Here is a 20,729-nt window from a genome sequence, read left to right as displayed (position 1 = left end):
CCCCTCAGCCGCATTTGGAATAGCCGCAGGAGGCGCAGGTCATGCAGCCTTCGACCATGCGCATGTCATAGCTGCCGCAGGAGGAGCAGGCCTTGCCCTTGGGGGCGGTGAGCGCCACGACCTGGGCCTGCGGGTCGGATTTCAGGCCCAGCCCTTCGCCCGCGATGAAGCCGATGTCGATCAGGTGGCGTTCGATGACGCCGCCGATGGCCGCGAGGATGGAGGGAATGTAGCGCCCGTCCATCCAGGCCCCGCCGCGCGGATCGAAGACGGCCTTAAGCTCTTCCACCACGAAGGAAATGTCGCCACCGCGCCGGAAGACGGCGCTGACCATGCGGGTCAGGGCGACGGTCCAGGCGAAATGCTCCATGTTCTTGGAGTTGATGAAAACCTCGAAGGGGCGGCGGTGGCCGGCGATGACGATGTCGTTGATGGTGATGTAGAGCGCATGTTCGCTGCCCGGCCATTTCAGCTTGTAGGTCTGGCCTTCGAGGGCGGCGGGCCGGTCGAGCGGTTCGGAGAGATAGACGACCTCGGCCCCGTCCTGCGACTGGCGGACGGCGGCGGGGGCTTCGGCGGGGGTTTTCTCGGAGCTTTCCGAGACGGTCAGGACAGAGCCTGTCACATCGTTCGGGCGGTAGGTGGTGCAGCCCTTGCAGCCCTGATCCCAGGCGGCCATGTAGACCTCCTTGAAATCGTCAAAGCTGATGTCTTCAGGGCAGTTGATCGTCTTGGAGATGGAGCTGTCCACCCATTTCTGCGCGGCGGCCTGCATGCGGACATGGTCCAGCGGGGGCAGGGTCTGGGCGTTGACGAAGTACTCCGGCAGGGGCGCGTCGCCGTGCTTTTCGCGCCAGAGGCGGACGGCGTAATCGACGACCTCTTCTTCCGTGCGGGAGCCGTCCTTTTGCAGGACCTTGCGGGTATAGGCATAGGCGAAGACGGGTTCGATGCCGGAGGAGACGTTGCCGGCATAGAGGCTGATCGTGCCGGTGGGAGCGATGGAGGTGAGGAGCGCGTTGCGGATGCCGTGCTGGCGGATGGCGGCCTTCACGTCGTCATCCATATGGGCCAGCGCGCCGGAGGAGAGGAACTTGTCGGCGTCAAACAGCGGGAAGGCCCCCTTCTCGCGGGCCAGATCGGCGGAGGCGAGATAGGCGGCGCGGGCGATGGCATGCATCCAGCCTTCGGTGATTTCTGCCGCTTTTTCAGAGCCATAGCGTTGGCCGATCATCAGGAGCGCATCGGCCAGACCGGTGACGCCAAGGCCGATGCGGCGTTTCGCCTGCGCCTCGGCCGCCTGCTGGGGGAGGGGGAAGCGGCTGGCATCGACCACGTTGTCCATCATGCGGACGGCGGTGCGGGTCAGGCGGTCGAGCGCCGCCATGTCCATCGCGGCGTCCTTGGTAAACGCATCCTTAACCAGTGTGGCCAGGTTGATGGAGCCCAGAAGGCAGGCGCCATAGGGCGGCAGGGGCTGTTCGCCGCAGGGATTGGTGGCGGCGATGGTTTCGCAATAGGCGAGGTTGTTCATCGCATTGATGCGGTCGATGAAGATCACGCCGGGTTCGGCGAAATCGAAGGTGTTGCGCATGATCCGGTTCCACAGATCGCGCGCCTGCACCGTCTTGTACACCTTGCCGTCGAAGACGAGTTCCCAAGGACCATCCGCCTTGACCGCCGCCATGAAGGGATCCGTCACTAGCACGGAGAGGTTGAACATCCGTAAACGGGCGGGGTCTTTCTTCGCTTCGATGAAGCTTTCGATATCGGGGTGATCGCAGCGCATGGTGGCCATCATCGCGCCCCGGCGGCTGCCTGCGGACATGATGGTGCGGCACATCGCATCCCAGACATCCATGAAGGAGAGGGGACCGGAGGCATCAGCGGCGACGCCCTTCACCTCGGCCCCCCTTGGCCGGATGGTGCTGAAATCATAGCCGATTCCGCCGCCCTGCTGCATCGTCAGCGCAGCCTCTTTCAGCCCGTCGAAGATGCCGCCCATATTGTCGGGGATCGTGCCCATGACGAAGCAGTTGAAGAGCGTGACGGAGCGGCCGGTGCCTGCGCCCGCCGTGATGCGGCCCGCGGGGAGGTATTTGAAATCCTCAAGCGCGGCGTAGAATTCCGCCTCCCAATGGGCGGGATCGGCCTCCACCTCGGCCAAGGCGCGGGCGATGCGGCGCCATGTATCCTCTACCGTGCCGTCGAGGGGCGTGCCGTCGGCTTCCTTGAAGCGGTATTTCATATCCCAGATCTGCTCGGCGATGGGGGCGGCGAATCGGGACATGCGATTTTCCTTGGTTTTGCGGTTCTTTCGGCGGAACGCACAAGATAGGCGCATTGGCGGCATGCGTCAAACCTTGCAGGCACGTTAACCACAGCTATCCTTCAGGGCGGAAGCGCCGGGGGAATCGTGGGTCACGTCAATATTCTGAAGCTTTGCGTCGGGGCGGACAGTGTCGAGGACCTGACCGATTGGCAGGAGAGCCAGCGGCATCGCTGGCCCAAGGGCTGTGCCGTGCATGTGACGCGGATGTGGCCCAAGCGCGAGGCGGAGGTTCTGGCGGGCGGGTCGCTCTACTGGGTCATCAAGGGGGTGATCCTGGCGCGGCAACGCCTTGTCGGGCTTGAGAAAGTGGAGGGCGCGGATGGTATCCTGCGCTGTGCGCTGGTGCTGGATGCCGAGGTGATCCGCACCGAGGCCGCGCCGCGCCGGCCGTTTCAGGGCTGGCGCTATCTGGACCCGGAGGAGAGCCCGCGCGACCTGCCCAAGGGGCGGGCGCGCGAGGAGGCGCTGCCGCCTGAACTGGCGCAGGCCCTGGCGGAGATCGGGCTGCGGTAGCGATTTCTGACGCAGAAATCGCGGTGGAATTTGACGCAAATTCCGGGGCCGCGTTAACGCGGCGGGCGGTGGTGGCACGGGTTGCGGCTGCGGCTTCTGGGTCGGGCCCCGGCTGTGCCGGATCCTGTGCCGCAAACTGTGCCGCAAACTGTGGCCACGCCGCGAACGCCCCGTTCGGGGGGCGTTCACCTTGTGGCCGATCCGCGACGGATCAGAAATTGTTCGGATTGCCTTTGACCAACGTGCCGGTGCCGTCTTCCGCCCCGTCCTTGATCCAGGCGACCTGATCGCCATTGATCCGCACGCCCCAGCAATTCGCGCCTTCGCCATAGTCGAAGCACATCGTATCGCCCTCGACCTTCCAGGTGCCGGTATAGCCGTCGCCCTTGATGGTGCCGTCTTCGGCGTAGAACTCGGTATAGGCACCCGAGGCTACCATGGAGCCTTGGACCGTGTTGCCAGAGATGGCGGCGGTGATCGCCTCGCCCGTGGCGAGGTCCTGCGCAAAGGCGGGCAGGGCGAAGAGGAGGGCGGCGGCGGTGAGGCGGAGATGCATGTGGGGTTTCCCTTTTGTTAACCAGAAGGGAGGTAGTCCGGCAGGAACGGGGTCAAGCGTCGGTCAGAGGTCGGCCGGCGGCGTGACGCCGAGGCGGGCGCAGAGGGTGGCGAGGGTGGCGCGATCGCCTGCGCCCCATTCGGCGGCGCGGGCAAGGAAGAGCACCGCCTGCGACTGGTGGATCAGCCCGTCGGAGAGCACCTTGAGGTGGTTGGCGCGCAGGGTTTCGCCGGTGGAGGTGATATCGGCGATAGCCTCGGCGGTGAGGTTTTTCACCGTGCCTTCGGTCGCGCCCTGACTGTCCACCAGTTGATAATCCGCCACGCCGTTTTTCGTCAGGAACTCGCGCACGAGGCGGTGGTATTTCGTGGCGATGCGCAGGCGGTGGCCATGGGCCGCGCGGAAGGCGGCGGCGGCGGCGTCGAGGTCATCGAGCGTATCGACGTCGATCCAGGCCACGGGGACGGCGAGGACGAGGTCGGCATGGCCGAAGCCGAGGGGGGCGAGTTCGGCCACCTGGGCGGGCCAGTCGGCGAGCTTGTCGCGGACGAGGTCCGATCCGGTGACGCCAAGGTGGATGCGACCGGCGGAAAGCTCGCGCGGGATTTCACCAGCGGAGAGGAGGACGAGTTCGACACCGTCGATGCCTTCGACCGCGCCGGAATACTCGCGGTCATTCCCGGTCTGGCGCATGGCGATGCCGCGCGCGCCGAACCATTGAAAGGTTTTCTCCATCAGCCGGCCTTTGGAGGGGACGCCGATCTTGAGCATCAGACGGACCCTTTCAGCCGGGCGACGAGGCCGGGGCGGATGACGCCCCCCACGGCGGGGATGGAGCGGCCCTGACCGAGGACGGCGGTCAGCGCGTCATAGCGGCCGCCGGAGGCGACGGGGGGAAGGCTGGGGTCGGCGGCGTGGAAGGAGAAGACGAAGCCGTCGTAATATTCGAGGGAGGTGCGGCCATGGCTGGCCTCGAAGGGGAGTGTTTCGGTGTCTGTGCCGAGCCTGTCGAGCGCGTCGAGGCGGGCGGCGAAGCGGTCCACGGCGGGGGCGATGGCGGGCAGCATGGGGGTGATGCCGCGCAGATGGTTGAGCGCGGCGCGGGCGGGGGCTTGCAGGGAAAGGAGATCGTAGAGAAGCGCCGCCTCGGGCGCGGCGATGGGCGGCGTGGCGGCATCGTCGATCAGGGCGCGGGCGCGGGCGGCGATGTCTTCGGGCGAGCGCAGGCCGACGAGGGTTCCGGCGGCGCGGGTCAGTGCTTCGGGGCTGTCTTTCTGGAGGTGGTCGAGCAGCGCGGCGCGGGCGGCGGGCATGGGCGCGCGGCCGGAGAAGCGATCCAGCAGCGCGCGGAAGCGGTTGGGGCGCCAGATGTGGCGCAGGAGCGCCGCCTTGCGGCGGTCGGTGGTGGAGAGGCCGCGCACGGCGGCCATGAGGATGCCGATGTCGCCCGTGGCGGCGCGCAAGGACAGCGGCGCGAGGAGCCGGGCGAAGAGGGCGAAGACCTGCGCATCGGCCTGTTCCGGCGCGGTGCGGTCGAAGAGTTCGAACCCGACTTGCAGGTATTCGTTGGCGCGGGTGCCGGGGCTGTCCTGTTTGCGGAAGACTTCGCCCATATAGCAGTAGCGCGCGGGTTCCGCGCCATGGGCCATATGGGCCTGCACCACGGGGACGGTAAAATCGGGGCGCAGCATCATTTCGCCGCGCAGGGGATCGGTCGTGACATAGGCGCGGGCGCGGATGTCTTCGCCGTAAAGGTCGAGCAGGGTTTCGGCGGTTTGCAGGATATCCGTCTCGACCGGGACGGCCCCTTCGGCGCGGAAGGCGGCGAAGAGGCTTTCGGCCTCTTGTCGGATGGCGGCCTTGGCTGTCATTTCCCCAGCATCTTGCGGGCGGCGGCAACGAGGTCGCTGCGCGGAACCTCGACCTGTGCGGGGCGGTCCTTCCATTCCTCCAGCGTCGCGTTCTGCGCGATCTGCGCGCCGAGGATGAGGTCCTTGAGGATGACGCTGCCCTTTTCGGCCTCGTTCCCGCCCTGGATCACGGCGATGGGGGATTGGCGCTTGTCGGCATATTTGAGCTGGTTGCCGAAGTTCTTGGGGTTGCCCAAGTAGACCTCGGCCCGCAGGCCCGCGTTGCGCAGGTCGGCCACCATGCCCATGTAATCGGCCATGCGGTCGCGGTCCATGACGGTGACGACGATGGGGCCTTGGGTATCGGCGCTGCTGCGTCCCTTGGCGCGGAGCGCGGCGAGAAGGCGGTCCACGCCGATGGAGACGCCGGTTGCGGGGACGGATTGGCCGGTGAAGCGTTTCACGAGGTCATCATACCGGCCGCCGCCCGCGACGGAGCCGAATTGCCGCTTGCGGCCCTTTTCATCGAGGATTTCGAAGGTCAGTTCGGCCTCGAAGACCGGGCCGGTGTAATAGCCGAGGCCACGGACAACGCCGGGGTCGATGAGGATGCGGTCGGGGCCGTAACCTTGGCGGTCGAGCAGGTCTGCGATGGTTTCGAGTTCCTGCACGCCTTCGAGACCTTGCGGAGAAGATTGAACTATGTCGCGAAGCACTTTGAGCGCGGTGAAGTTCCGCAGTTGGTTTGTTTCAGGTGATGGCGGGCCAAAAAGATCAGCAAGCGTGCTTCCTGCAACGGCGAGCTTGTTCACTACGTCAGTGTCACCGCCAGTTTTTGCAACAAGTGCTGCGGCTTGGTTCAAGTCACTCTTGATCGCGTAAGGTGCGTCCACAAAACGCATAATCGTATCGATCTGGAGGCGGGAAAGCCCCGCGCCCTTGGTGAAATCGCCGCTGTCATCCTTGCGGCCTTCGCCGAGGAGGGCGCGGACGCCCGCCTCTCCCAGACGGTCGATCTTGTCGATCGCGCGCAGGACGATGCCGCGTTCATTGGCGAAGCGGTCGGGATCGGTGGGGTCGAGGACACCCGCCACCTCCATCACGCCGTTCAGGACTTTGCGGTTGTTGACGCGCACGATGTAATCGCCGCGTGGGATGCCGACGGTTTCGAGCGCGTCGGAGAGCATCGCGCAAATCTCCGCATCCGCGGCGACGGAGGGCGCGCCGACGGTATCGGCATCGCATTGGTAGAACTGGCGGAAGCGGCCCGGCCCGGGCTTTTCGTTGCGCCAGACGGGGCCCATCGCATAGCGGCGATAGGGGGCTGGCAGGTCGTTCCTGAACTGCGCGGCGACGCGGGCGAGGGGGGCGGTCAGGTCATAGCGCAGGGCGAGCCAATCCTGATCCTCGTCCTGCCAGGCGAAGACGCCTTCATTGGGGCGGTCCACATCGGGGAGGAATTTACCCAGCGCCTCCACCGTTTCCACCGCGCTGGTTTCCAGCGGGTCGAAGCCGTAGCGATGATAGACCTCTGCCACCTTGTCGAGCATCGCCTTGCGCTCGGTCACCTCGGCCCCGAAATAGTCGCGGAACCCCTTGGGGGGTTCGGCGCGGGGGCGGCGGGTGGATTTGTCCTGTGCCATGGGTCGGACCTTCGCTTTCTGTCGCCGCCCGTGTAACGGAAGGGGCAAGAGGCGGCAAGCGGCGGAGGGCGCGATGGTGGAGCTTGAGGAACGGGTCGCGCATCTGATGCGGGCGGTGGATGACCTGTCGGATGTGGTGGCCGGGCAGGCGAAGGAGTTGGAGCGGCTGACGCGGTTGGTGCATCTGCTGGTGGAGCGGGAGGCGGAGCGCGAGGCGATGGCGGGCGAGGGGCCTGCCGCCAATGTGAAGCCGCCGCATTGGTGATGTGGCGGGGCTGGGTCTGGAGGGTGGCCGTGCTGTCGGCCGGGGTGACGGCGGGCTATTTCGCGGCGACGGTCGTGCTGCCCTTGAGCACGCGGGGCGATCCGATCTACGACACGGCGATGCTGCGGGCGCGGTGGTATGGAGACCTGGGCGTGGTCTGGTGCCATCTGGCGGCCCTGCTGGGGGCCTTGGTCCTGCTGGCCGCCGGGCCGCGCCGGGGTTGGTGTCTGGCTGCGCTGCTGGCGGGGGGCGCGGCCCTGGCCGTGATCGTGGTCGAGGAGGGGCTGGTGATCCGCTATGGCGATCTGATCGAGCCGCGCAGCCTTGCGGAGTGGCGTCTGACGGCCAGCCGCTGGACGACTGCGGCGCTGTCGGGCGGGATGGTCTTCGCGCTGTGGAGGGCACGTGACGCGCGCTGATCTGCTGGCGATCCTGATGACGCTGGGCCTTGGCGCGGCGGGGGGCGGGGTGGCGCTGCTGCTGCATCTGCCGCTGGCGTTGCTGCTGGGGTCGCTGGTGGTGACGGGGGTGATCGCGGCGGCGGGCTGGCGGCCCCTCGGGCGAGCGATCACGCTGCCCCTGACGCTGCGGACGGCCTTTGTGCCGGTGATCGGCGTGGCGATCGGCGGGGCCTTCACGCCCGAGGTTCTGGGGCAGGCGGGGGCGTGGTGGCCTTCGATGCTGGCGCTGCTGCTGTTTCTGCCGCTGGCGCATGGGATGGGGTTTGCCATCTTTCGCCTGGGCGGGTTGCCGAAGCTGGAGAGTTTCTTCGGCGCGGTGCCGGGCGGGTTGATCGAGACGGTGCAGATGGGCGAGGAGGCGGGCGGCGACGTCAAGTTGATGACGGTGCTGCAATTCCTGCGGCTGATCCTGACCATCATCTTCGTGCCGCTGATCTTCATGGGGCTGACCGGGGGCATGGTGGGATCGGCCAGCGGGGCGGAACTGCCGGCGGCGGCGGTGCCTTTGACGGTCTATGAGGTGGCGGTGCTGCTGGCGGCGGGGGGATTGGGCGTCTGGGTGGGGCGGTTGCTGCGGCTGCCCGCGGCGATAATGACCGGGCCGATCCTGTTTTCCGCCGTGGCCCATGCGGCGGGGCTGGTGCAGGGCGTGCCGCCGGCCTGGCTGGTGGGGGTGACGCAGGTGGTGATCGGCTGCGGGCTGGGCGCGCGATTCGCCGGGGCGGAGGGGGCGCTGCTGTGGCGGGCGGCGCGGCTGGCGGTGGTGAATGCGATATTGGCGCTGGGCCTGGCCTATGGGTTCGCCGTGGTGCTGGCGGGTTGGGTGGAGGAGCCGGTGGCGGCGGTCTTCCTGGCCTTCGCGCCGGGCGGATTGGCGGAGATGAGCCTGATCGCGCTCTCGCTTCAGATGAGCGTGGTCTATGTGACGGTGCATCACGTGGCGCGGATCGTGCTGAGCGTGATGATGGCCAAGGGGGGACGGCGGTGGATCGGATGAGGGGGATGCGGCAGCGGGATTGGGCGCGGGTCTTCGGGATCGGCTGTGCGGCGGTGGCGGTGGGGCTGTCGCTGGCGGGGGCGCAATGGGCGGCGTTCATCCTGCTGCTGGGGGCGCTGATGCTGTTGCGGGGCGCGGTGGAGTTGCCCTTGACGAGCCGGGCGGAGGGGGTGTTGCGGGCGCTGGCGCTGATCCTGCTGGTCTTTGCCTTTTCGGCGGTGAACCGGGCGCAGGGCGCTGTGGCGGGGGCGGTGGCCGGGGTTTTCGGGAATTGGGTTCTGTGGGCGGTGGCGCTGCTGCTGCTGGCGCTGCCGATGATGCGGCGGGGAACGGTCTGGGGCGTGACGGCTGCGCGGATGGCTGCGGCGGGGCTGCTTGTTGCGGTGCTGGCGGGGCTGGTGCTCTGGGCGGGGGAGGACGCGCTGCGGTTGCGGCTGCTGGTGGCGGCGGCGGTTCTGGCGCAGGTGGCGCTGATCCTGCCGCAGGGGAAGGGGCTGGCCTGGGGGCTGGCGCTGGGGGTGGCGGCGACCTGCCTTGCGGTGGCCCCGGGCGCGCCGGTCTGGCCTGTGGCGGGGCTTGCCCTGCCTCTGGGAGCGGCGGTCGGGCTGTGGCGCGGACGGCCGGCCCGCGGCGCGGAAGGCGGGGTCTGATCGCCGCCGGCCTACAGGCGGCCGAAGCCGCTTAACCGAACACCATCTACACGAACCGACGGCGACCAAGGACGATTTCGCCCTAAACCATCCGGATAGAAAGGTTTTCCCGGATGAACACGCAGCGAATTTGACGAGCTTGACGAACGCGCCGCTTTATCGGGATGAAAATGGTCACCTGCCAATGCCCCCCTTTTTCTCCTTGTATGTGTGGCGGGATCGGTCGTTCTGGCGGGGATGCAGGTCGCATGTCGCGAATGGTCATTCCCGACAGATTGCCATTTTGACACAGTGGCCTTCGGCCTGCCGGGCATCGGGGCCGGATGGGGTGGCGCGGCGGGCGAACACAGGTTAATATCTTGTTCGGCCTGGGGGGGCTAACGACTGGATTGACCGATGACCTTGCCCAGATCGGCCCTGGCCGCGATTTTCCTTTCCGCCGCGCTTGTCGCCCCCGTTGCCGCGCAGGAGCGCGAGATGCTGGGCTGGGGGCGCCTGCTGACGAATGACGCTATTGGCGATGGCGAGGATCGCTGGCGGACCGGGTCCCTTGTCGTAAGCTGGGTGCGTGGCCCGGCCTGGGACGGGGCGCTGCCCGGCCAGCCCGGCGCGATCCTGGAATTCCGCCTGCGGGCCGAAACGATCGCCCCGGCAGACCTGATTACCCCGGCGGCGCGGGACCGCCGCTATGTGGGCGCGCTGACGCTGGGTGTGCATACGCATTTCGAGACGCGCGGGATCGAGTCGAGCCTTGGCCTTGATGCGGTGATCGTGGGGCCGCAGAACGGGATCAGCGACCTGCATGGCGATCTGCATGACCTACTGGGTCTGGCGACCCCGACGGTGTTCGGCACGCAGATCGGCAATGACGTTCTGCCGACCGTGACGGCGGAATTCGGGCGGACCTTCGCGCTGGGCGCGGATGCGCGGCTTCGCCCCTTTGTCGAAATGCAGGCGGGGGCGGAGACCCTGCTGCGGATCGGCGGGGATGTGACCTTCGGCAGTTTCGGCGGGGATGCGCTGATGATCCGCGACACGACGACGGGACAACGCTATCGCGGCACCGGGATCAGCGGCGCTGACGGGTTCAGCCTGACGATGGGCGCGGATTTCGCCGAGGTCTATGACAGCGAATTCTTCCTGGCCGGTGACCCCATCACGCCATCGGACACGCGGGCACGGGCGCGGATGGGCGTGCATTGGCAGGGCGGGCAGAACGAGGTGTTCTATGGCCTGACCTGGCTGAGCGAAGAGTTCGAGGAACAGCCGGAAGGGCAGGTTCTGGGTGCGGTCAACCTTCGGTTGCGCTTCTGATCTGTGCGAAAACGCAGAGTGTTGCGCAGGGGCCATAGCCAAAGGTTGGTATCACTGTTAGCTTTGACGCCAGAAAAAGACTAAAACGAGCAGGCAAAACAGGCATGATCGCGGGCTCTCGGGGCACGTTCGTCATTTCCTGGGCGCAGACGGAAGTGGATGGTGTGGCGGGGGCGTCTATCGACCTCCTGTCGGTCGGTGCCGCGTGGCGCTGGACCGGGCAGGCGGTGCGGGTGGATGGCGCATCGGACCTTCTGCTTCTTGAGGCGGCCGAGGGGGCGGCGGAAATCAGGAAACGCGCGGCGCGCATGGTGCGCCGCCTGATCGGCACGGCAGTCGGCCGGGCGGAGGAGGAAGAGGAAGCCTCTGCCGCCGAGATCGAGGACGATCTGCCGGATCAGGGGTTCATCGTCACCGATGGGGTGGCGAGCTATCCTTTGACCATCATTCCGGTGCCGGACAGCGGCACGCGGCTGGTGATGATGCTGGGCGAGGTGCCGCCCGCCAATCGCGACCTGTGGGTCGTGCGGACCTCGATCGACCGGGCGCGCGTGGCGGCGGGCGGGCGAGAGGGGGGCGGGGTGATCTGCTTCACCCCCGGCACGCGGATCGCGACGCCGGAGGGGCCGAAGCTGATCCAGGCGCTGCGGCCGGGCGACCATGTGCTGACAAAGGATGACGGGCCGCAGCAGGTGCTGTGGATGGGGCATCGCCGGATGACGGGCGCACGGCTTTATGCGATGCCGCATCTGCGGCCGATCCGGTTTCGTGCCGGGGCGCTGGGCCTTGATCTGCCGGAGCCGGACCTGATCGTGTCGCCGGCGCATCGGATGCTGGTGAAGGGGGCGGCGGCGCAGGCGCTGTTCGGGACGTCCGAGGTTCTGGTGCGGGCGGAGGATCTGATCAACGACGCGTCGATCATGGTGGATCATGCGCTGCGGGAGGTGACCTATGTCCATATCCTGCTGGAGCGGCACAACATCGTCTTTGCCAATGGGATCGAGACGGAGAGTTTTCATCCGTCGAACACGGCGCTGGAAATGATCGAACCGGACCAGCGCGAGGATCTGCTGCGCGTGGTGCCCGGCGTGATGCGGACGCCGGAAGCCTATGGCGATTACGCGCGGCGCAACCTTTCGGCCAGCGAGGCGGCGCTTCTGCGCCATGACATCGCCGCGTGAGGCGGCTGTTGACTCTGCCCGATGCGGCTGTATAAGCCCCCGGTCCCGGCTGAAAGGCCGGGGCTTTTCATTGGTGTTGGTGGCCCCCGCAAGGGGAAGCCTGTCGGGTCCGAAGGACCAAAGGACAACGCCCTTCGGCGGGCTGAGGCCCGAAAAGTGGATACCGGTTTTCGGGCAAGCCGAAAGCCGAACAATCGAAGGAGATCAGCGGTGACGAAACGCACCTCTGCCAAGTACAAGATCGACCGCCGCATGGGCGAGAACATCTGGGGCCGTCCGAAATCCCCGGTGAACAAGCGCGAATACGGCCCCGGCCAGCACGGCCAGCGCCGCAAGAACAAGCTGTCGGACTTCGGCACGCAGCTGCGCGCCAAGCAGAAGCTGAAGGGTTACTACGGTGACCTGACCGAAAAGCAGTTCCGCAAGATCTATGCGGAAGCGGAGCGGGTGAAGGGCGATACCGGCGAGATGCTGATCGGCCTGCTGGAGCGCCGTCTGGATGCGGTGGTCTATCGCGCCAAGCTGGTGCCGACGATTTTCGCGGCCCGCCAGTTCGTGAACCACGGCCATGTGACCGTGAACGGCAAGCGCGTGAACATCGCCTCCTACCGCGTGAAGGAAGGCGATATCGTCGAAGTGCGGCAGAAGTCCAAGCAGATGGCGCTGGTTCTGGAAGCCGTCGCCCTGACCGAGCGGGACGTGCCGGATTACCTTGAGGTTGATCATTCCAAGATGATCGTGAAATTCGTCCGCACCCCGAGCCTGGGCGATGTGCCCTATCCGGTGCAGATGGAACCGAACCTCGTGGTCGAATACTACGCGAAGAACTGATTTCCGCGCCTTTGCGTGGAGAGAGGCCCGCCCTTCGTGGCGGGCCTCTTGCTTTTCAGGGCGGGCGTGACAGTTTGCCGGGAAACGGAGGCGGTGATGGCGGATCGGCAGACGGCGGAATCGGTGCTGGAGCGGGGGCTGTTCGCCAGCCGCTGGCTGATGGCGCCGATGTATCTGGGGTTGATCGTGGCGCTTTTGATGCTGCTGGTGATCTTCTTCCGCGAGCTGGCCTATTACGTGCCGCAGATGCTGAGCCTCAGCCCGGAGAAGACCATTCTGGTGGTGCTGACGCTGATCGACCTGACGCTGGCGGCGAACCTGCTGCTGATCGTGATGTTTTCGGGATATGAGAGTTTCGTGTCTAAGTTCGACTTCGATCCGGGGACCGATCGGCCCGGCTGGATGGGCAAGGTGGATTTCGGCGGGCTGAAGATGAAGTTGATCGCCTCGATCGTGGCGATATCGGCCATCCATCTGTTGAAGCGGTTCATGGAGATCGGGGATCCCACCACCCCCCCGCCGGATGAGGGGCATCTGTTCTGGCTGACGGTGATCCATATGAGTTTCGTGGTTTCGGGGGTTCTGATGGCGCTGATGGACTGGTTGCAGGCGCGGTCTGCGAAGTGAGGGCGCGAAGTGCAGGGGGCGGCGATAAACCGTCTGGCCTTGGCCCCCGGCGAAAGCTAGAACCCCGCAGGAACGGGGGAATCTTGCCGACATGACCGACGCCATCCGACCGCAGCCCGGTATCCTTGACATCGCCCTTTACGAGGGTGGGAAGGCGCATGTCGCGGGCATGACCAATGTGGTCAAGCTGTCGTCGAACGAGAATCCCTTCGGCCCGTCGGACCGCGCGAAAGAGGCGTTTCAGAGGAGCGTCCACACCCTGCACCGCTATCCATCGACCGACCATGCCAGCTTGCGCGAGGCGATTGCCGAGGTGCATGGGCTGGATGCAGGCCGCGTGATCTGTGGCGTGGGGTCGGATGAGATCATCACCTTCTTGTGCCAGGCCTATGCCGGGCCGAAGGATGAGGTCGTGTTCACCGAACACGGGTTCCTGATGTATCGCATTTCTGCGCTGGCCGTGGGGGCGACCCCGGTCGAGGTGCGCGAGCGGGAACGGACGACGGATGTGGATGCCATCCTTGCCGCCTGCAACCGGCGCACGAAGATCGTCTTCATCGCCAATCCGAACAACCCGACCGGCACCATGATTTCGAATGCCGAGATCGCGCGGCTGGCGGATGGGTTGCCGCGGCAGGCGATCCTCGTGCTGGACGGGGCCTATGCGGAATATGTGGAAGGCTATGACGGGGGTCTGTCGATCCTTGAGGCGCGGTCCAACGTCTTCATGACGCGGACCTTTTCCAAGATTTACGGTCTGGGCGGGTTGCGGATCGGCTGGGGCTATGGGCCGCGTGCGATCATTGATGTTCTGAACCGCATCCGGGGGCCGTTCAACCTGTCGTCCACCCAGTTGGAGGCGGCGGAGGCGGCGGTTCGGGATCAGGATTTCGTCAATCGCTGCCGGGCCGAGAATGCACGGATGCGGCATTGGCTTTCGGTCGCGCTGGCGGAATTGGGCGTGCCGTCGGACACGTCGATGGCGAATTTCGTGCTGGCGCGTTTTGCCAGCGAGGAAGAGGCGGTTGCCTGCGATGCCTTCTTGCAGCAGCAGGGGCTGATCGTGCGGCGGGTGGCGGGATACAAGCTGCCGCATTGCCTGCGGATCACCGTGGGGGATGAGGCGTCGTGCCGCCGGGTCGCCCATGCCGTGGCGCAGTTCAAGGGCGTCAAGTGATGCGGGGCGTGAAGTGATGGCTGTCCTTTACGAACGGGTCGCGCTGATCGGGCTGGGGCTGATCGCGTCGTCCATGGCCCATGCGATGAAGGCCAAGGGACTGGCGGGCGAGATCGTGGGTTACGCCCGGTCGGCCGAGACGCGGGCGGCGGCTCTGGAGATCGGGTTCTGCGACCGGGTGGAGGCTACGGCGGCCAAGGCCGTGGCAGGGGCCGATCTGGTGGTTCTGGCCGTGCCGGTGGGGGCGATGGGCGAGATTGCCGCCGAGATCGGGCCGCATCTGGCGCCCGGAGCGACGGTGACGGATGTGGGATCGGTGAAGCAGGCGGTGATTGCCGCCGTGGCACCGCATATGCCCGATGGCGTGCATTTCATCGCGGGCCATCCCATTGCCGGGACGGAGCATTCGGGGCCGCATTCGGGTTTCGCCACGCTGTTCGAGAACCGCTGGTGGCTGTTGACGCCGGAAGGCGCGGATACGGGGGCCGTGGCGCGGCTGCGCGCGCTGTTCGAGGGATTTGGGGCCAAGGTGGATGAGATGGATGCCGCCCATCACGACCTTGTGCTGGCGGTCACCTCTCACACCCCGCATCTGATTGCCTATACGATGGTGGGCGTCGCCGATGACCTGAGCCGGGTGACGGACAGCGAGGTGATCAACTATTCCGCCGCCGGGTTCCGGGATTTCACGCGGATCGCGGCCTCGGACCCGACGATGTGGCGGGACGTGTTCCTGACCAACAAGGAGGCGACGCTGGATATCCTTGGCCGCTTCACCGAAGAGCTGTTTGCGCTGCAACGGGCGATCCGGCTGGGCGACGGGGATCATCTGCACGCCTATTTCACCCGCACGCGGGCCATCCGGCGCGGGATCATCGAGGCCGGGCAGGATACGGCGGCGCCCGATTTCGGGCGCGTGGCGCTGGCCGCGCCGAAGGGCGGCTGAATGCGCAGGGCCGTCGCCGCGCTGGGGCTGCTGGCCTGCCTGACGGCAGGGGGGGCGCTGGCGCAGGAGATGGCGACCTCGCCCCGGCCCATGCCGCGCCCCGGTGCCGTGGCGGAAGTGGCCCCTGCCGCTGCAAGCCCTGCCGTGGTTGCGGGGGTCACGTCGCTGCGCCCGCGTCCCCGGCCCGGCGGGATGGTCCCTGCCGCGATGACGGCGGCCCTGCCGCCGCAGCCCGGGGGCCTGATGGCGCAGGTGCCGGTGATCCGCCCGATGCCACGGCCCGAGGGACTTGGCCGTGGGGCGGTGGAGGTGGCCGCCGCCAGCCCGCCCCCGGTGGTGGAGCGGGAGCGGCGCGGGGGCCTGTTCGGCGGGCTTTTCGGGCGGCGCGACCGGGAGGACCGGTCGGAACGCGCCGAGCCGGGAGATGGCTTTGTCTGCGGCGACCGGGCGATCCGGGGCGAGGAACTGGCGCGGATCACCTCGAATGTGCGCGGCTGCGGGGTGGAGGAGCCGGTGCGGGTGACCATGGTCGATGGCGTGCGCCTGACCACGCCGGCCACCATCGACTGCCCCACGGCGCGCGCCCTGAAGACCTGGATCGAGGACGGGATGCGCCCCGCCTTCGGCCGGCAGGAGGTGGTGGAGCTACGTGTCGCAGCCAGCTACATCTGCCGTCCGCGCAACAACATCCGGGGCGCGAAGATCAGCGAACATGGGCGCGGCAAGGCGATCGACATTTCCGGCTTCATCCTGTCGAACGGGCGGGAACTGTCGGTCTCAGACGATTACAACCGCCAGATGCGGCGGGCGCATCGCGCGGCTTGCGGCATCTTCGGCACGACGCTGGGGCCGGGATCGGACGGCTATCACGAAGACCATCTGCATTTCGACACGGCCAGCCACGGCAATGGGCCCTATTGCCGCTAGAAGACCTGCGGCGCGGGACCGAGGGGCAGGGGGCCGAGGCTCATCCAGCCCTGGGCGAATGTGAGCGGCAGGGGCAGCACATCGGGATTGCCGCCCTGCGTGGCAAGAAGGCCAAGCGCGCGGGTGACGGTTTCGGATTGCTGCGGGCTGATCGTGCCCGAGGCGACGAGCAGCGGCACCAACTTGCGCCAGTTTTCCACCCGCAGGTCGATGCGGCCTTCGGGCGTGCCATCGGCGGCAGGGGTGAGGCTGCCTGAAGCCGAGAGGACGAGGTCGCCCCAGCGGAGCAGGCCTTCGCGCAGGGTGATGTCCTGAAGCGCGGGCCGGGTCGTGCCGACATGGCGGTCAAGCGGGGCGGAGAGGCCGAGGACGCTGTCGATGCGCAGCAGGTCGATCTGTTCGGGCAGGTCGGCGGCATCGGCGAGGCTGGCCGCCAGCGCGGCGGGGGGCGAAAGGGTGGTGAGTTCCAGCGCCAGTTCCTGCGCCTCGGCACGGTCGGGCGCGCGGCGCAGGCCGAGGCGAAGGGTGGCGGCGGCAATGTCCCATCCGGCGGAGGAGCTGAGCGCCAGCGTGTCCACGGCCAGCGCGCTGCGGTCCAGCGTCAGGTCGGTGCCGGGGACGAGGACGGCGCTGGCCTGAAAGCTGGCGGAGGTCAGCGCCACCTCCTGCCCCGGCAGGGTGAGGGTCTGGTCATTGGGCAGCGTGGCGATGATGTGCCAGGGTTTCCATGTCATCATGAAGACCTGGGCGAAGGGGGCCTGCCATGACAGGCCTGCTGCCGCATCGGCAAGCCGCGGTTCGGTCACGGTCAGGTCGAAGCGGTTGGGAAAGCCTGCGACGGCGATGCCCTGATGTTCGGCCTGAAGCGGGGCGCCCTGCTGGGCGGTGAACCAGCCGGTCACGCCGCGTTCCATCGCCTGCGACCCGAGGACCCAGTATCCGGACCAGAGCCCCGAGGCGACAAGGACAACGACGAGAAGTGCCCGCATCTTCAACCCTTTCCTTCACTTGCGGGCTGTGTTTACAGGGGGGCGGACAGGAGGGCCAGTCGGATGGCGGATGCGCTTTGGGTCTTCGGCTATGGATCGCTGATCTGGGACCCCGGTTTTCCGGTGGCGGAACGGGTGGTGGCGCGGCTGGAAGGGTGGCATCGGTCCTTCTGCATGCGGTCGATCCACCATCGCGGCAGCCTGGAAGCGCCGGGGCTGGTGCTGGCGCTGGACCGGGCGGCGGGGGCCTTCTGCGACGGTGTGGCCTTCCGGGTGGAGCCGGGGGCAGAAGGGGCGACGCTGGCCGCGCTGCGCGAGCGGGAACTGGTGTCATCGGCCTATCTGGAGATGACCCTGCCCGTCCGGCTGAGCGACGGGCGGGCGCTGGAGGCGCTGGCCTATGTCATCGACCCCGATCATGTGCAATATTGCGGTGGGCTGTCGCTGGAAGAACAGGCGCGGATCATCGCGGATGCGACGGGCGGGCGCGGGCCGAACCGGGATTATCTGTGGTCCACCGCCGCGCATCTGGCGGAACTGGGCATCGGCGATGAAGATCTGGATTGGCTGTCGCGGCGGGTGCGTCAGATCGTGACACCGACGCAACACTGATTACCGACGGCTTGGCACTGGAATCGGGCCTGCTATTCTGGCGGCACGGCGCAACAAAGAACGGGCAGAGTGGATGGACAAACAGCGCGGCGAGGCCTCTCCGACCTTCAGCCAGCCGATCCGGCAGATCGTGATGATGCTGCTGGTGGCGGGCATGGTGGGCAGCGGGGCATGGCTGATCCATACGCAGGTGGCGGGCATCTTCCAGTCCAACCCGCTGGTCAACGGGTTCATCGCCGGGGTGTTCCTGCTTGGGGTGATCACCTGCTTCTGGCAGGTCTTCATCCTGGTGCAATCGGTAAGCTGGATCGAGGATTTCGTCCGTCACGTTCCGGGCCATGACGCGACCAAGCCGCCGCGTCTGCTGGCGCCGCTGGCCTCGCTTCTGCGGTCGCGGGGGGCGAAGATGCAGATCTCGGCGTCTTCCTCGCGGTCCATCCTTGAATCGGTGGCGACGCGGATCGACGAGGCGCGGGACATAACGCGCTATCTGGCCAATCTGCTTGTCTTTCTGGGGTTGCTTGGGACCTTCTACGGGCTGGCGACCACGGTCCCCGCGGTGGTGGAAACGATCCGATCCCTTGCCCCGCAGGAAGGCGAGACGGGGTTGCAGATCTTTGAAAAGCTGCTGGGCGGGCTGGAAAGCCAGCTCGGTGGGATGGGGACGGCGTTCTCCTCGTCGCTTCTGGGGCTGGCCGGATCGCTGGTGATCGGGCTTCTGGAACTGTTCGCGGGCCATGGGCAGAACCGGTTCTACCGGGAACTGGAGGAATGGCTGTCCTCGATCACGCGGGTCGGCCTGTCTTCGGGCGAAGGCGAGGGCAGCGATACCGGGGCGATGGCGGCGGTGCTGGATCAGGTGCAGGCGCAGATGGATGCGTTGCAGTCGCTTTATACCCAGTCCGACATCACGCGGGTGATGGTGGAGGACAAGATCGACGATCTGGCCCGCGCCATCGCGCGGTTGTCCGAGCGGCGGGATGACGGGCCCGGCGATGCGGCGCTGCTGGCGGCCCTGACGCGGATCGCGGAAGGGCAGGAGCGGCTGACGGCGGCGGTGCTGGGCGGCGGCGAGGCTGGCGCGATGGGCAGCGATGCCGAAAGCCGGATGCGGCTGCGGTCGATCGACGTGCAGCTTTTGAAGATTCTTGAGGAAATGTCGGCCGGGCGGCAGGAATCGCTGGCCGATCTGCGGGGCGACATCGCGGCGTTGACGGCGGCGATACGGCAATTGTCGCGCAGCGCACCGGCGGGGCGGGGCTGATCATGGCGCTGCGGTCGAGGCGGGATTCCAATCTGATCTGGCCCGGGTTTGTCGATGCGGTGACGACCCTGCTGATGGTGATGATGTTCGTACTGACCATCTTCACCGTGATGCAGGCCGTGCTGCGCGACACGATCACGACCCAGACCAATGAGTTGGACAGCCTGACGGACCAGATCGCGCAACTGGCTGATGCGCTGGGCCTTGAACGCGAGCGGGCGGCGGGGCTTGAGGCGCAGGTGGGAGAACTGAGCGCCTCGTTGAGCGCGGCGCAGGCGGAGGGGGAGCGGCAGGCGGCGATGATCACCTCGCTGACCGGGCAGCTTGCCACGGCGCAGGGGGCGCTGGAGGCGGCGCAGGGGCGGATCGCGTCTTTCGAGGCGCAGGTGGCGTCGCTGCTGGCGGAGCGGGATGCGGCGCAGGGGCAGGTGGCGGAGCTTCTGTCGGAGCAGGAGGCGATGCAGCTTGCCTTGGCCAAGGCGCGGGAAGAGGTGGATGCCAATGCCGAGGCGGCGCGGATGCTGGCGGCGCGGCGCGAGGCGATGGAGGCGATGATGGCCAGCCTGCGGGCGCGGGCCGAGAGCGCCGAGGCGGAACTGTCGGAGGCGGAGGCATCGCGGCTGGTGGATGCGGCGGCGCTGGAGGAATTGCGGGAGCGGCTGAAAGGGGCGGATGACGAATTGGCGGCGATGACCCTTGCGCTGGAGGAACAGCGCAAGAAGGCGGAAGAGACGCTGACCCTGCTGGCGGCAGCGCAGACCGAGGCGGCGCAGCGTCTGGTGGGGCAATCGACGCGCGATGCGGCCCTGGTGGCGGCGGAACGGGCGTTGAGCGAGGAACAGGCCAAGTCTTTGGAAGCGCAGCGGAAAGTGGCGCTGCTGAATGAACAGATCGGGGCGCTGCGGTCGCAACTGGCGCAGTTGCAGGCGGTGCTGGATGAAAGCGCCGCGCGGGATGAGGCGGCGCAGGTGCAGCTTGAATCGCTGGGCACGCAGTTGAACGCCGCGCTGGCGCAGGTGGCCGCCGAACAGCGGCGGCGGGCGGAACTGGAGGCGGCAGAGGCGGCGCGGCTGGCGGTGGAGAATGCCGATCTGGCGCGGTATCGGTCGGAGTTCTTTGGCAAGCTGTCGCAGCTTCTGGCAGGGCGCGAGGGCGTGCGGGTGGTGGGGGATCGGTTCGTCTTTTCCTCGGAAGTGCTGTTCCAGCCTGCGGCGGCGGAACTTGCGCCGGAGGGGCGGGCGCAGATCGCCAGCGTGGTGGAAATCCTGAATGAAATCAGGGGGGAAATCCCGCCCGAGATCGACTGGATCATCCGGGTGGACGGGCATACGGACAACCTGCCCTTGTCGGGCCTTGGCGAGTTTGCCGATAACTGGGAATTGTCGCAGGCGCGGGCGCTGTCGGTCGTGCGCTTCATGCAGGATGAGCTTGGCTTTCCGCCTGACCGGCTGGCGGCGACGGGGTTCGGGGAATACCGGCCGGTCGCGGAGGGCGATGACGAGGTGAGCCGGGCGCAGAACCGGCGGATCGAGTTGAAGCTGACCGAGCGTTAAGGTCGCCTGTTTTCTGACGGGAATTCAGGGGGATGGCGGAA

Annotated in this window: 21 protein-coding genes; 15 read left to right on the top strand and 6 right to left on the bottom strand. The window is 67.1% G+C overall.

Translation table 11 applies throughout. The annotated features are described in order from the left end of the window. Positions 1-4: 4 nt before the first annotated feature. A complete protein-coding gene (locus tag C0V75_RS01465) occupies positions 5-2,290 on the bottom strand; it encodes an adenosylcobalamin-dependent ribonucleoside-diphosphate reductase (RefSeq protein ID WP_101919127.1) in 2,286 nt (761 codons plus the stop codon). A 123-nt stretch (positions 2,291-2,413) separates the two neighbouring features. Here C0V75_RS01465 and C0V75_RS01460 point away from each other — a divergent pair, with 123 nt between their 5' ends. Further along, positions 2,414-2,845: a DUF1489 family protein gene (locus C0V75_RS01460; protein WP_101919126.1), complete on the top strand. Its 432-nt coding sequence runs from the start codon at positions 2,414-2,416 to the stop codon at positions 2,843-2,845. A 211-nt stretch (positions 2,846-3,056) separates the two neighbouring features. Here the strand turns inward: C0V75_RS01460 and C0V75_RS01455 are convergent, their stop codons facing one another. The 4 genes from C0V75_RS01455 to hisS form a co-directional block, all read right to left on the bottom strand. Continuing rightward, positions 3,057-3,401 (bottom strand): hypothetical protein, encoded by a 345-nt coding sequence (locus C0V75_RS01455; protein ID WP_101919125.1) that lies wholly within the window; start codon positions 3,399-3,401, stop codon positions 3,057-3,059. 63 nt (positions 3,402-3,464) lie between these two features. Continuing rightward, on the bottom strand, positions 3,465-4,175 hold the full coding sequence (gene hisG / locus C0V75_RS01450; RefSeq protein WP_101919124.1) for an ATP phosphoribosyltransferase: 711 nt from the start codon (positions 4,173-4,175) through the stop codon (positions 3,465-3,467). After that, entirely contained in the window at positions 4,172-5,272 is a 1,101-nt protein-coding gene (locus C0V75_RS01445; RefSeq protein ID WP_101919123.1) for an ATP phosphoribosyltransferase regulatory subunit, read from the bottom strand. Before C0V75_RS01445 ends, hisG begins: the two co-directional genes overlap by 4 nt. Beyond that, a complete protein-coding gene (gene hisS, locus C0V75_RS01440) occupies positions 5,269-6,894 on the bottom strand; it encodes a histidine--tRNA ligase (protein WP_101919122.1) in 1,626 nt (541 codons plus the stop codon). Before hisS ends, C0V75_RS01445 begins: the two co-directional genes overlap by 4 nt. A 73-nt stretch (positions 6,895-6,967) precedes the next feature. Here hisS and C0V75_RS01435 point away from each other — a divergent pair, with 73 nt between their 5' ends. The 11 genes from C0V75_RS01435 to C0V75_RS01385 all read left to right on the top strand — a co-directional run bounded on the left by C0V75_RS01435 (position 6,968) and on the right by C0V75_RS01385 (position 16,270). After that, positions 6,968-7,159, top strand: coding sequence for a SlyX family protein (locus tag C0V75_RS01435; protein ID WP_101919121.1), 192 nt, complete (start codon positions 6,968-6,970; stop codon positions 7,157-7,159). Further along, on the top strand, positions 7,159-7,578 hold the full coding sequence (locus C0V75_RS01430; protein ID WP_101919120.1) for a hypothetical protein: 420 nt from the start codon (positions 7,159-7,161) through the stop codon (positions 7,576-7,578). Before C0V75_RS01435 ends, C0V75_RS01430 begins: the two co-directional genes overlap by 1 nt. Beyond that, complete coding sequence (locus C0V75_RS01425) at positions 7,565-8,617, top strand: AbrB family transcriptional regulator (RefSeq protein ID WP_101919119.1); 1,053 nt, start codon at positions 7,565-7,567, stop codon at positions 8,615-8,617. Before C0V75_RS01430 ends, C0V75_RS01425 begins: the two co-directional genes overlap by 14 nt. After that, the gene (locus C0V75_RS01420) at positions 8,605-9,267 is read left to right on the top strand and encodes a hypothetical protein (RefSeq protein ID WP_143710367.1); all 663 of its coding nucleotides are present in this window, start codon (positions 8,605-8,607) and stop codon (positions 9,265-9,267) included. Before C0V75_RS01425 ends, C0V75_RS01420 begins: the two co-directional genes overlap by 13 nt. A 396-nt stretch (positions 9,268-9,663) precedes the next feature. Beyond that, positions 9,664-10,581 carry a lipid A-modifier LpxR family protein gene (locus tag C0V75_RS01415; protein ID WP_101919117.1) on the top strand — a complete coding sequence of 306 codons (918 nt, stop codon included), beginning with the start codon at positions 9,664-9,666 and terminating at the stop codon, positions 10,579-10,581. A 104-nt stretch (positions 10,582-10,685) separates the two neighbouring features. Continuing rightward, positions 10,686-11,762 carry a Hint domain-containing protein gene (locus C0V75_RS01410; protein ID WP_101919116.1) on the top strand — a complete coding sequence of 359 codons (1,077 nt, stop codon included), beginning with the start codon at positions 10,686-10,688 and terminating at the stop codon, positions 11,760-11,762. 210 nt (positions 11,763-11,972) lie between these two features. Continuing rightward, on the top strand, positions 11,973-12,593 hold the full coding sequence (rpsD, locus tag C0V75_RS01405) for a 30S ribosomal protein S4 (protein ID WP_101919115.1): 621 nt from the start codon (positions 11,973-11,975) through the stop codon (positions 12,591-12,593). Positions 12,594-12,689: 96 nt separating this feature from the next. Continuing rightward, positions 12,690-13,220: a TIGR00645 family protein gene (locus C0V75_RS01400; RefSeq protein WP_101919114.1), complete on the top strand. Its 531-nt coding sequence runs from the start codon at positions 12,690-12,692 to the stop codon at positions 13,218-13,220. A gap of 91 nt (positions 13,221-13,311) precedes the next feature. Beyond that, on the top strand, positions 13,312-14,397 hold the full coding sequence (hisC, locus tag C0V75_RS01395; RefSeq protein WP_101919113.1) for a histidinol-phosphate transaminase: 1,086 nt from the start codon (positions 13,312-13,314) through the stop codon (positions 14,395-14,397). Between the two features lie 16 nt (positions 14,398-14,413). Then, positions 14,414-15,343, top strand: coding sequence for a prephenate/arogenate dehydrogenase family protein (locus C0V75_RS01390; RefSeq protein ID WP_101919112.1), 930 nt, complete (start codon positions 14,414-14,416; stop codon positions 15,341-15,343). Further along, positions 15,344-16,270, top strand: coding sequence for an extensin family protein (locus C0V75_RS01385; protein ID WP_101919111.1), 927 nt, complete (start codon positions 15,344-15,346; stop codon positions 16,268-16,270). It abuts the gene before it with no gap. Here the strand turns inward: C0V75_RS01385 and C0V75_RS01380 are convergent. Continuing rightward, on the bottom strand, positions 16,267-17,259 hold the full coding sequence (locus tag C0V75_RS01380) for a DUF2125 domain-containing protein (protein WP_101919110.1): 993 nt from the start codon (positions 17,257-17,259) through the stop codon (positions 16,267-16,269). The genes C0V75_RS01385 and C0V75_RS01380 overlap by 4 nt on opposite strands. A 63-nt stretch (positions 17,260-17,322) precedes the next feature. On the opposite strand from C0V75_RS01380, the gene C0V75_RS01375 reads away from it, so the two are divergent. The 3 genes from C0V75_RS01375 to C0V75_RS01365 all read left to right on the top strand — a co-directional run bounded on the left by C0V75_RS01375 (position 17,323) and on the right by C0V75_RS01365 (position 20,688). Beyond that, entirely contained in the window at positions 17,323-17,871 is a 549-nt protein-coding gene (locus C0V75_RS01375) for a gamma-glutamylcyclotransferase (protein WP_101919109.1), read from the top strand. Between the two features lie 73 nt (positions 17,872-17,944). Continuing rightward, the gene (locus C0V75_RS01370) at positions 17,945-19,135 is read left to right on the top strand and encodes a biopolymer transporter ExbB (protein ID WP_101919108.1); all 1,191 of its coding nucleotides are present in this window, start codon (positions 17,945-17,947) and stop codon (positions 19,133-19,135) included. Between the two features lie 2 nt (positions 19,136-19,137). Continuing rightward, on the top strand, positions 19,138-20,688 hold the full coding sequence (locus C0V75_RS01365) for a peptidoglycan -binding protein (protein ID WP_101919107.1): 1,551 nt from the start codon (positions 19,138-19,140) through the stop codon (positions 20,686-20,688). The last annotated feature ends 41 nt before the right edge of the window (positions 20,689-20,729 follow it).

The organism is Tabrizicola sp. TH137, from assembly GCF_002855575.1.
In the GTDB taxonomy this organism is placed as follows: Bacteria; Pseudomonadota; Alphaproteobacteria; order Rhodobacterales; family Rhodobacteraceae; genus Paragemmobacter.
This window is presented reverse-complemented; position numbering and strand designations above follow the sequence as displayed.

What these genes read in the sequence shown, in the direction of transcription:
- C0V75_RS01430 (WP_101919120.1), top strand. Translation starts at nt 7,159, where the DNA reads ATGTGGCGGGGCTGGGTCTGGAGGGTGGCCGTGCTGTCGGCCGGGGTG.
- hisS (WP_101919122.1), bottom strand. Translation starts at nt 6,894, where the DNA reads ATGGCACAGGACAAATCCACCCGCCGCCCCCGCGCCGAACCCCCCAAG.
- C0V75_RS01385 (WP_101919111.1), top strand. Translation starts at nt 15,344, where the DNA reads ATGCGCAGGGCCGTCGCCGCGCTGGGGCTGCTGGCCTGCCTGACGGCA.
- C0V75_RS01380 (WP_101919110.1), bottom strand. Translation starts at nt 17,259, where the DNA reads ATGCGGGCACTTCTCGTCGTTGTCCTTGTCGCCTCGGGGCTCTGGTCC.
- C0V75_RS01375 (WP_101919109.1), top strand. Translation starts at nt 17,323, where the DNA reads ATGGCGGATGCGCTTTGGGTCTTCGGCTATGGATCGCTGATCTGGGAC.
- C0V75_RS01390 (WP_101919112.1), top strand. Translation starts at nt 14,414, where the DNA reads ATGGCTGTCCTTTACGAACGGGTCGCGCTGATCGGGCTGGGGCTGATC.
- C0V75_RS01370 (WP_101919108.1), top strand. Translation starts at nt 17,945, where the DNA reads ATGGACAAACAGCGCGGCGAGGCCTCTCCGACCTTCAGCCAGCCGATC.
- C0V75_RS01435 (WP_101919121.1), top strand. Translation starts at nt 6,968, where the DNA reads ATGGTGGAGCTTGAGGAACGGGTCGCGCATCTGATGCGGGCGGTGGAT.
- hisC (WP_101919113.1), top strand. Translation starts at nt 13,312, where the DNA reads ATGACCGACGCCATCCGACCGCAGCCCGGTATCCTTGACATCGCCCTT.
- C0V75_RS01415 (WP_101919117.1), top strand. Translation starts at nt 9,664, where the DNA reads ATGACCTTGCCCAGATCGGCCCTGGCCGCGATTTTCCTTTCCGCCGCG.
- C0V75_RS01365 (WP_101919107.1), top strand. Translation starts at nt 19,138, where the DNA reads ATGGCGCTGCGGTCGAGGCGGGATTCCAATCTGATCTGGCCCGGGTTT.
- C0V75_RS01455 (WP_101919125.1), bottom strand. Translation starts at nt 3,401, where the DNA reads ATGCATCTCCGCCTCACCGCCGCCGCCCTCCTCTTCGCCCTGCCCGCC.
- C0V75_RS01410 (WP_101919116.1), top strand. Translation starts at nt 10,686, where the DNA reads ATGATCGCGGGCTCTCGGGGCACGTTCGTCATTTCCTGGGCGCAGACG.
- C0V75_RS01400 (WP_101919114.1), top strand. Translation starts at nt 12,690, where the DNA reads ATGGCGGATCGGCAGACGGCGGAATCGGTGCTGGAGCGGGGGCTGTTC.
- C0V75_RS01445 (WP_101919123.1), bottom strand. Translation starts at nt 5,272, where the DNA reads ATGACAGCCAAGGCCGCCATCCGACAAGAGGCCGAAAGCCTCTTCGCC.
- C0V75_RS01465 (WP_101919127.1), bottom strand. Translation starts at nt 2,290, where the DNA reads ATGTCCCGATTCGCCGCCCCCATCGCCGAGCAGATCTGGGATATGAAA.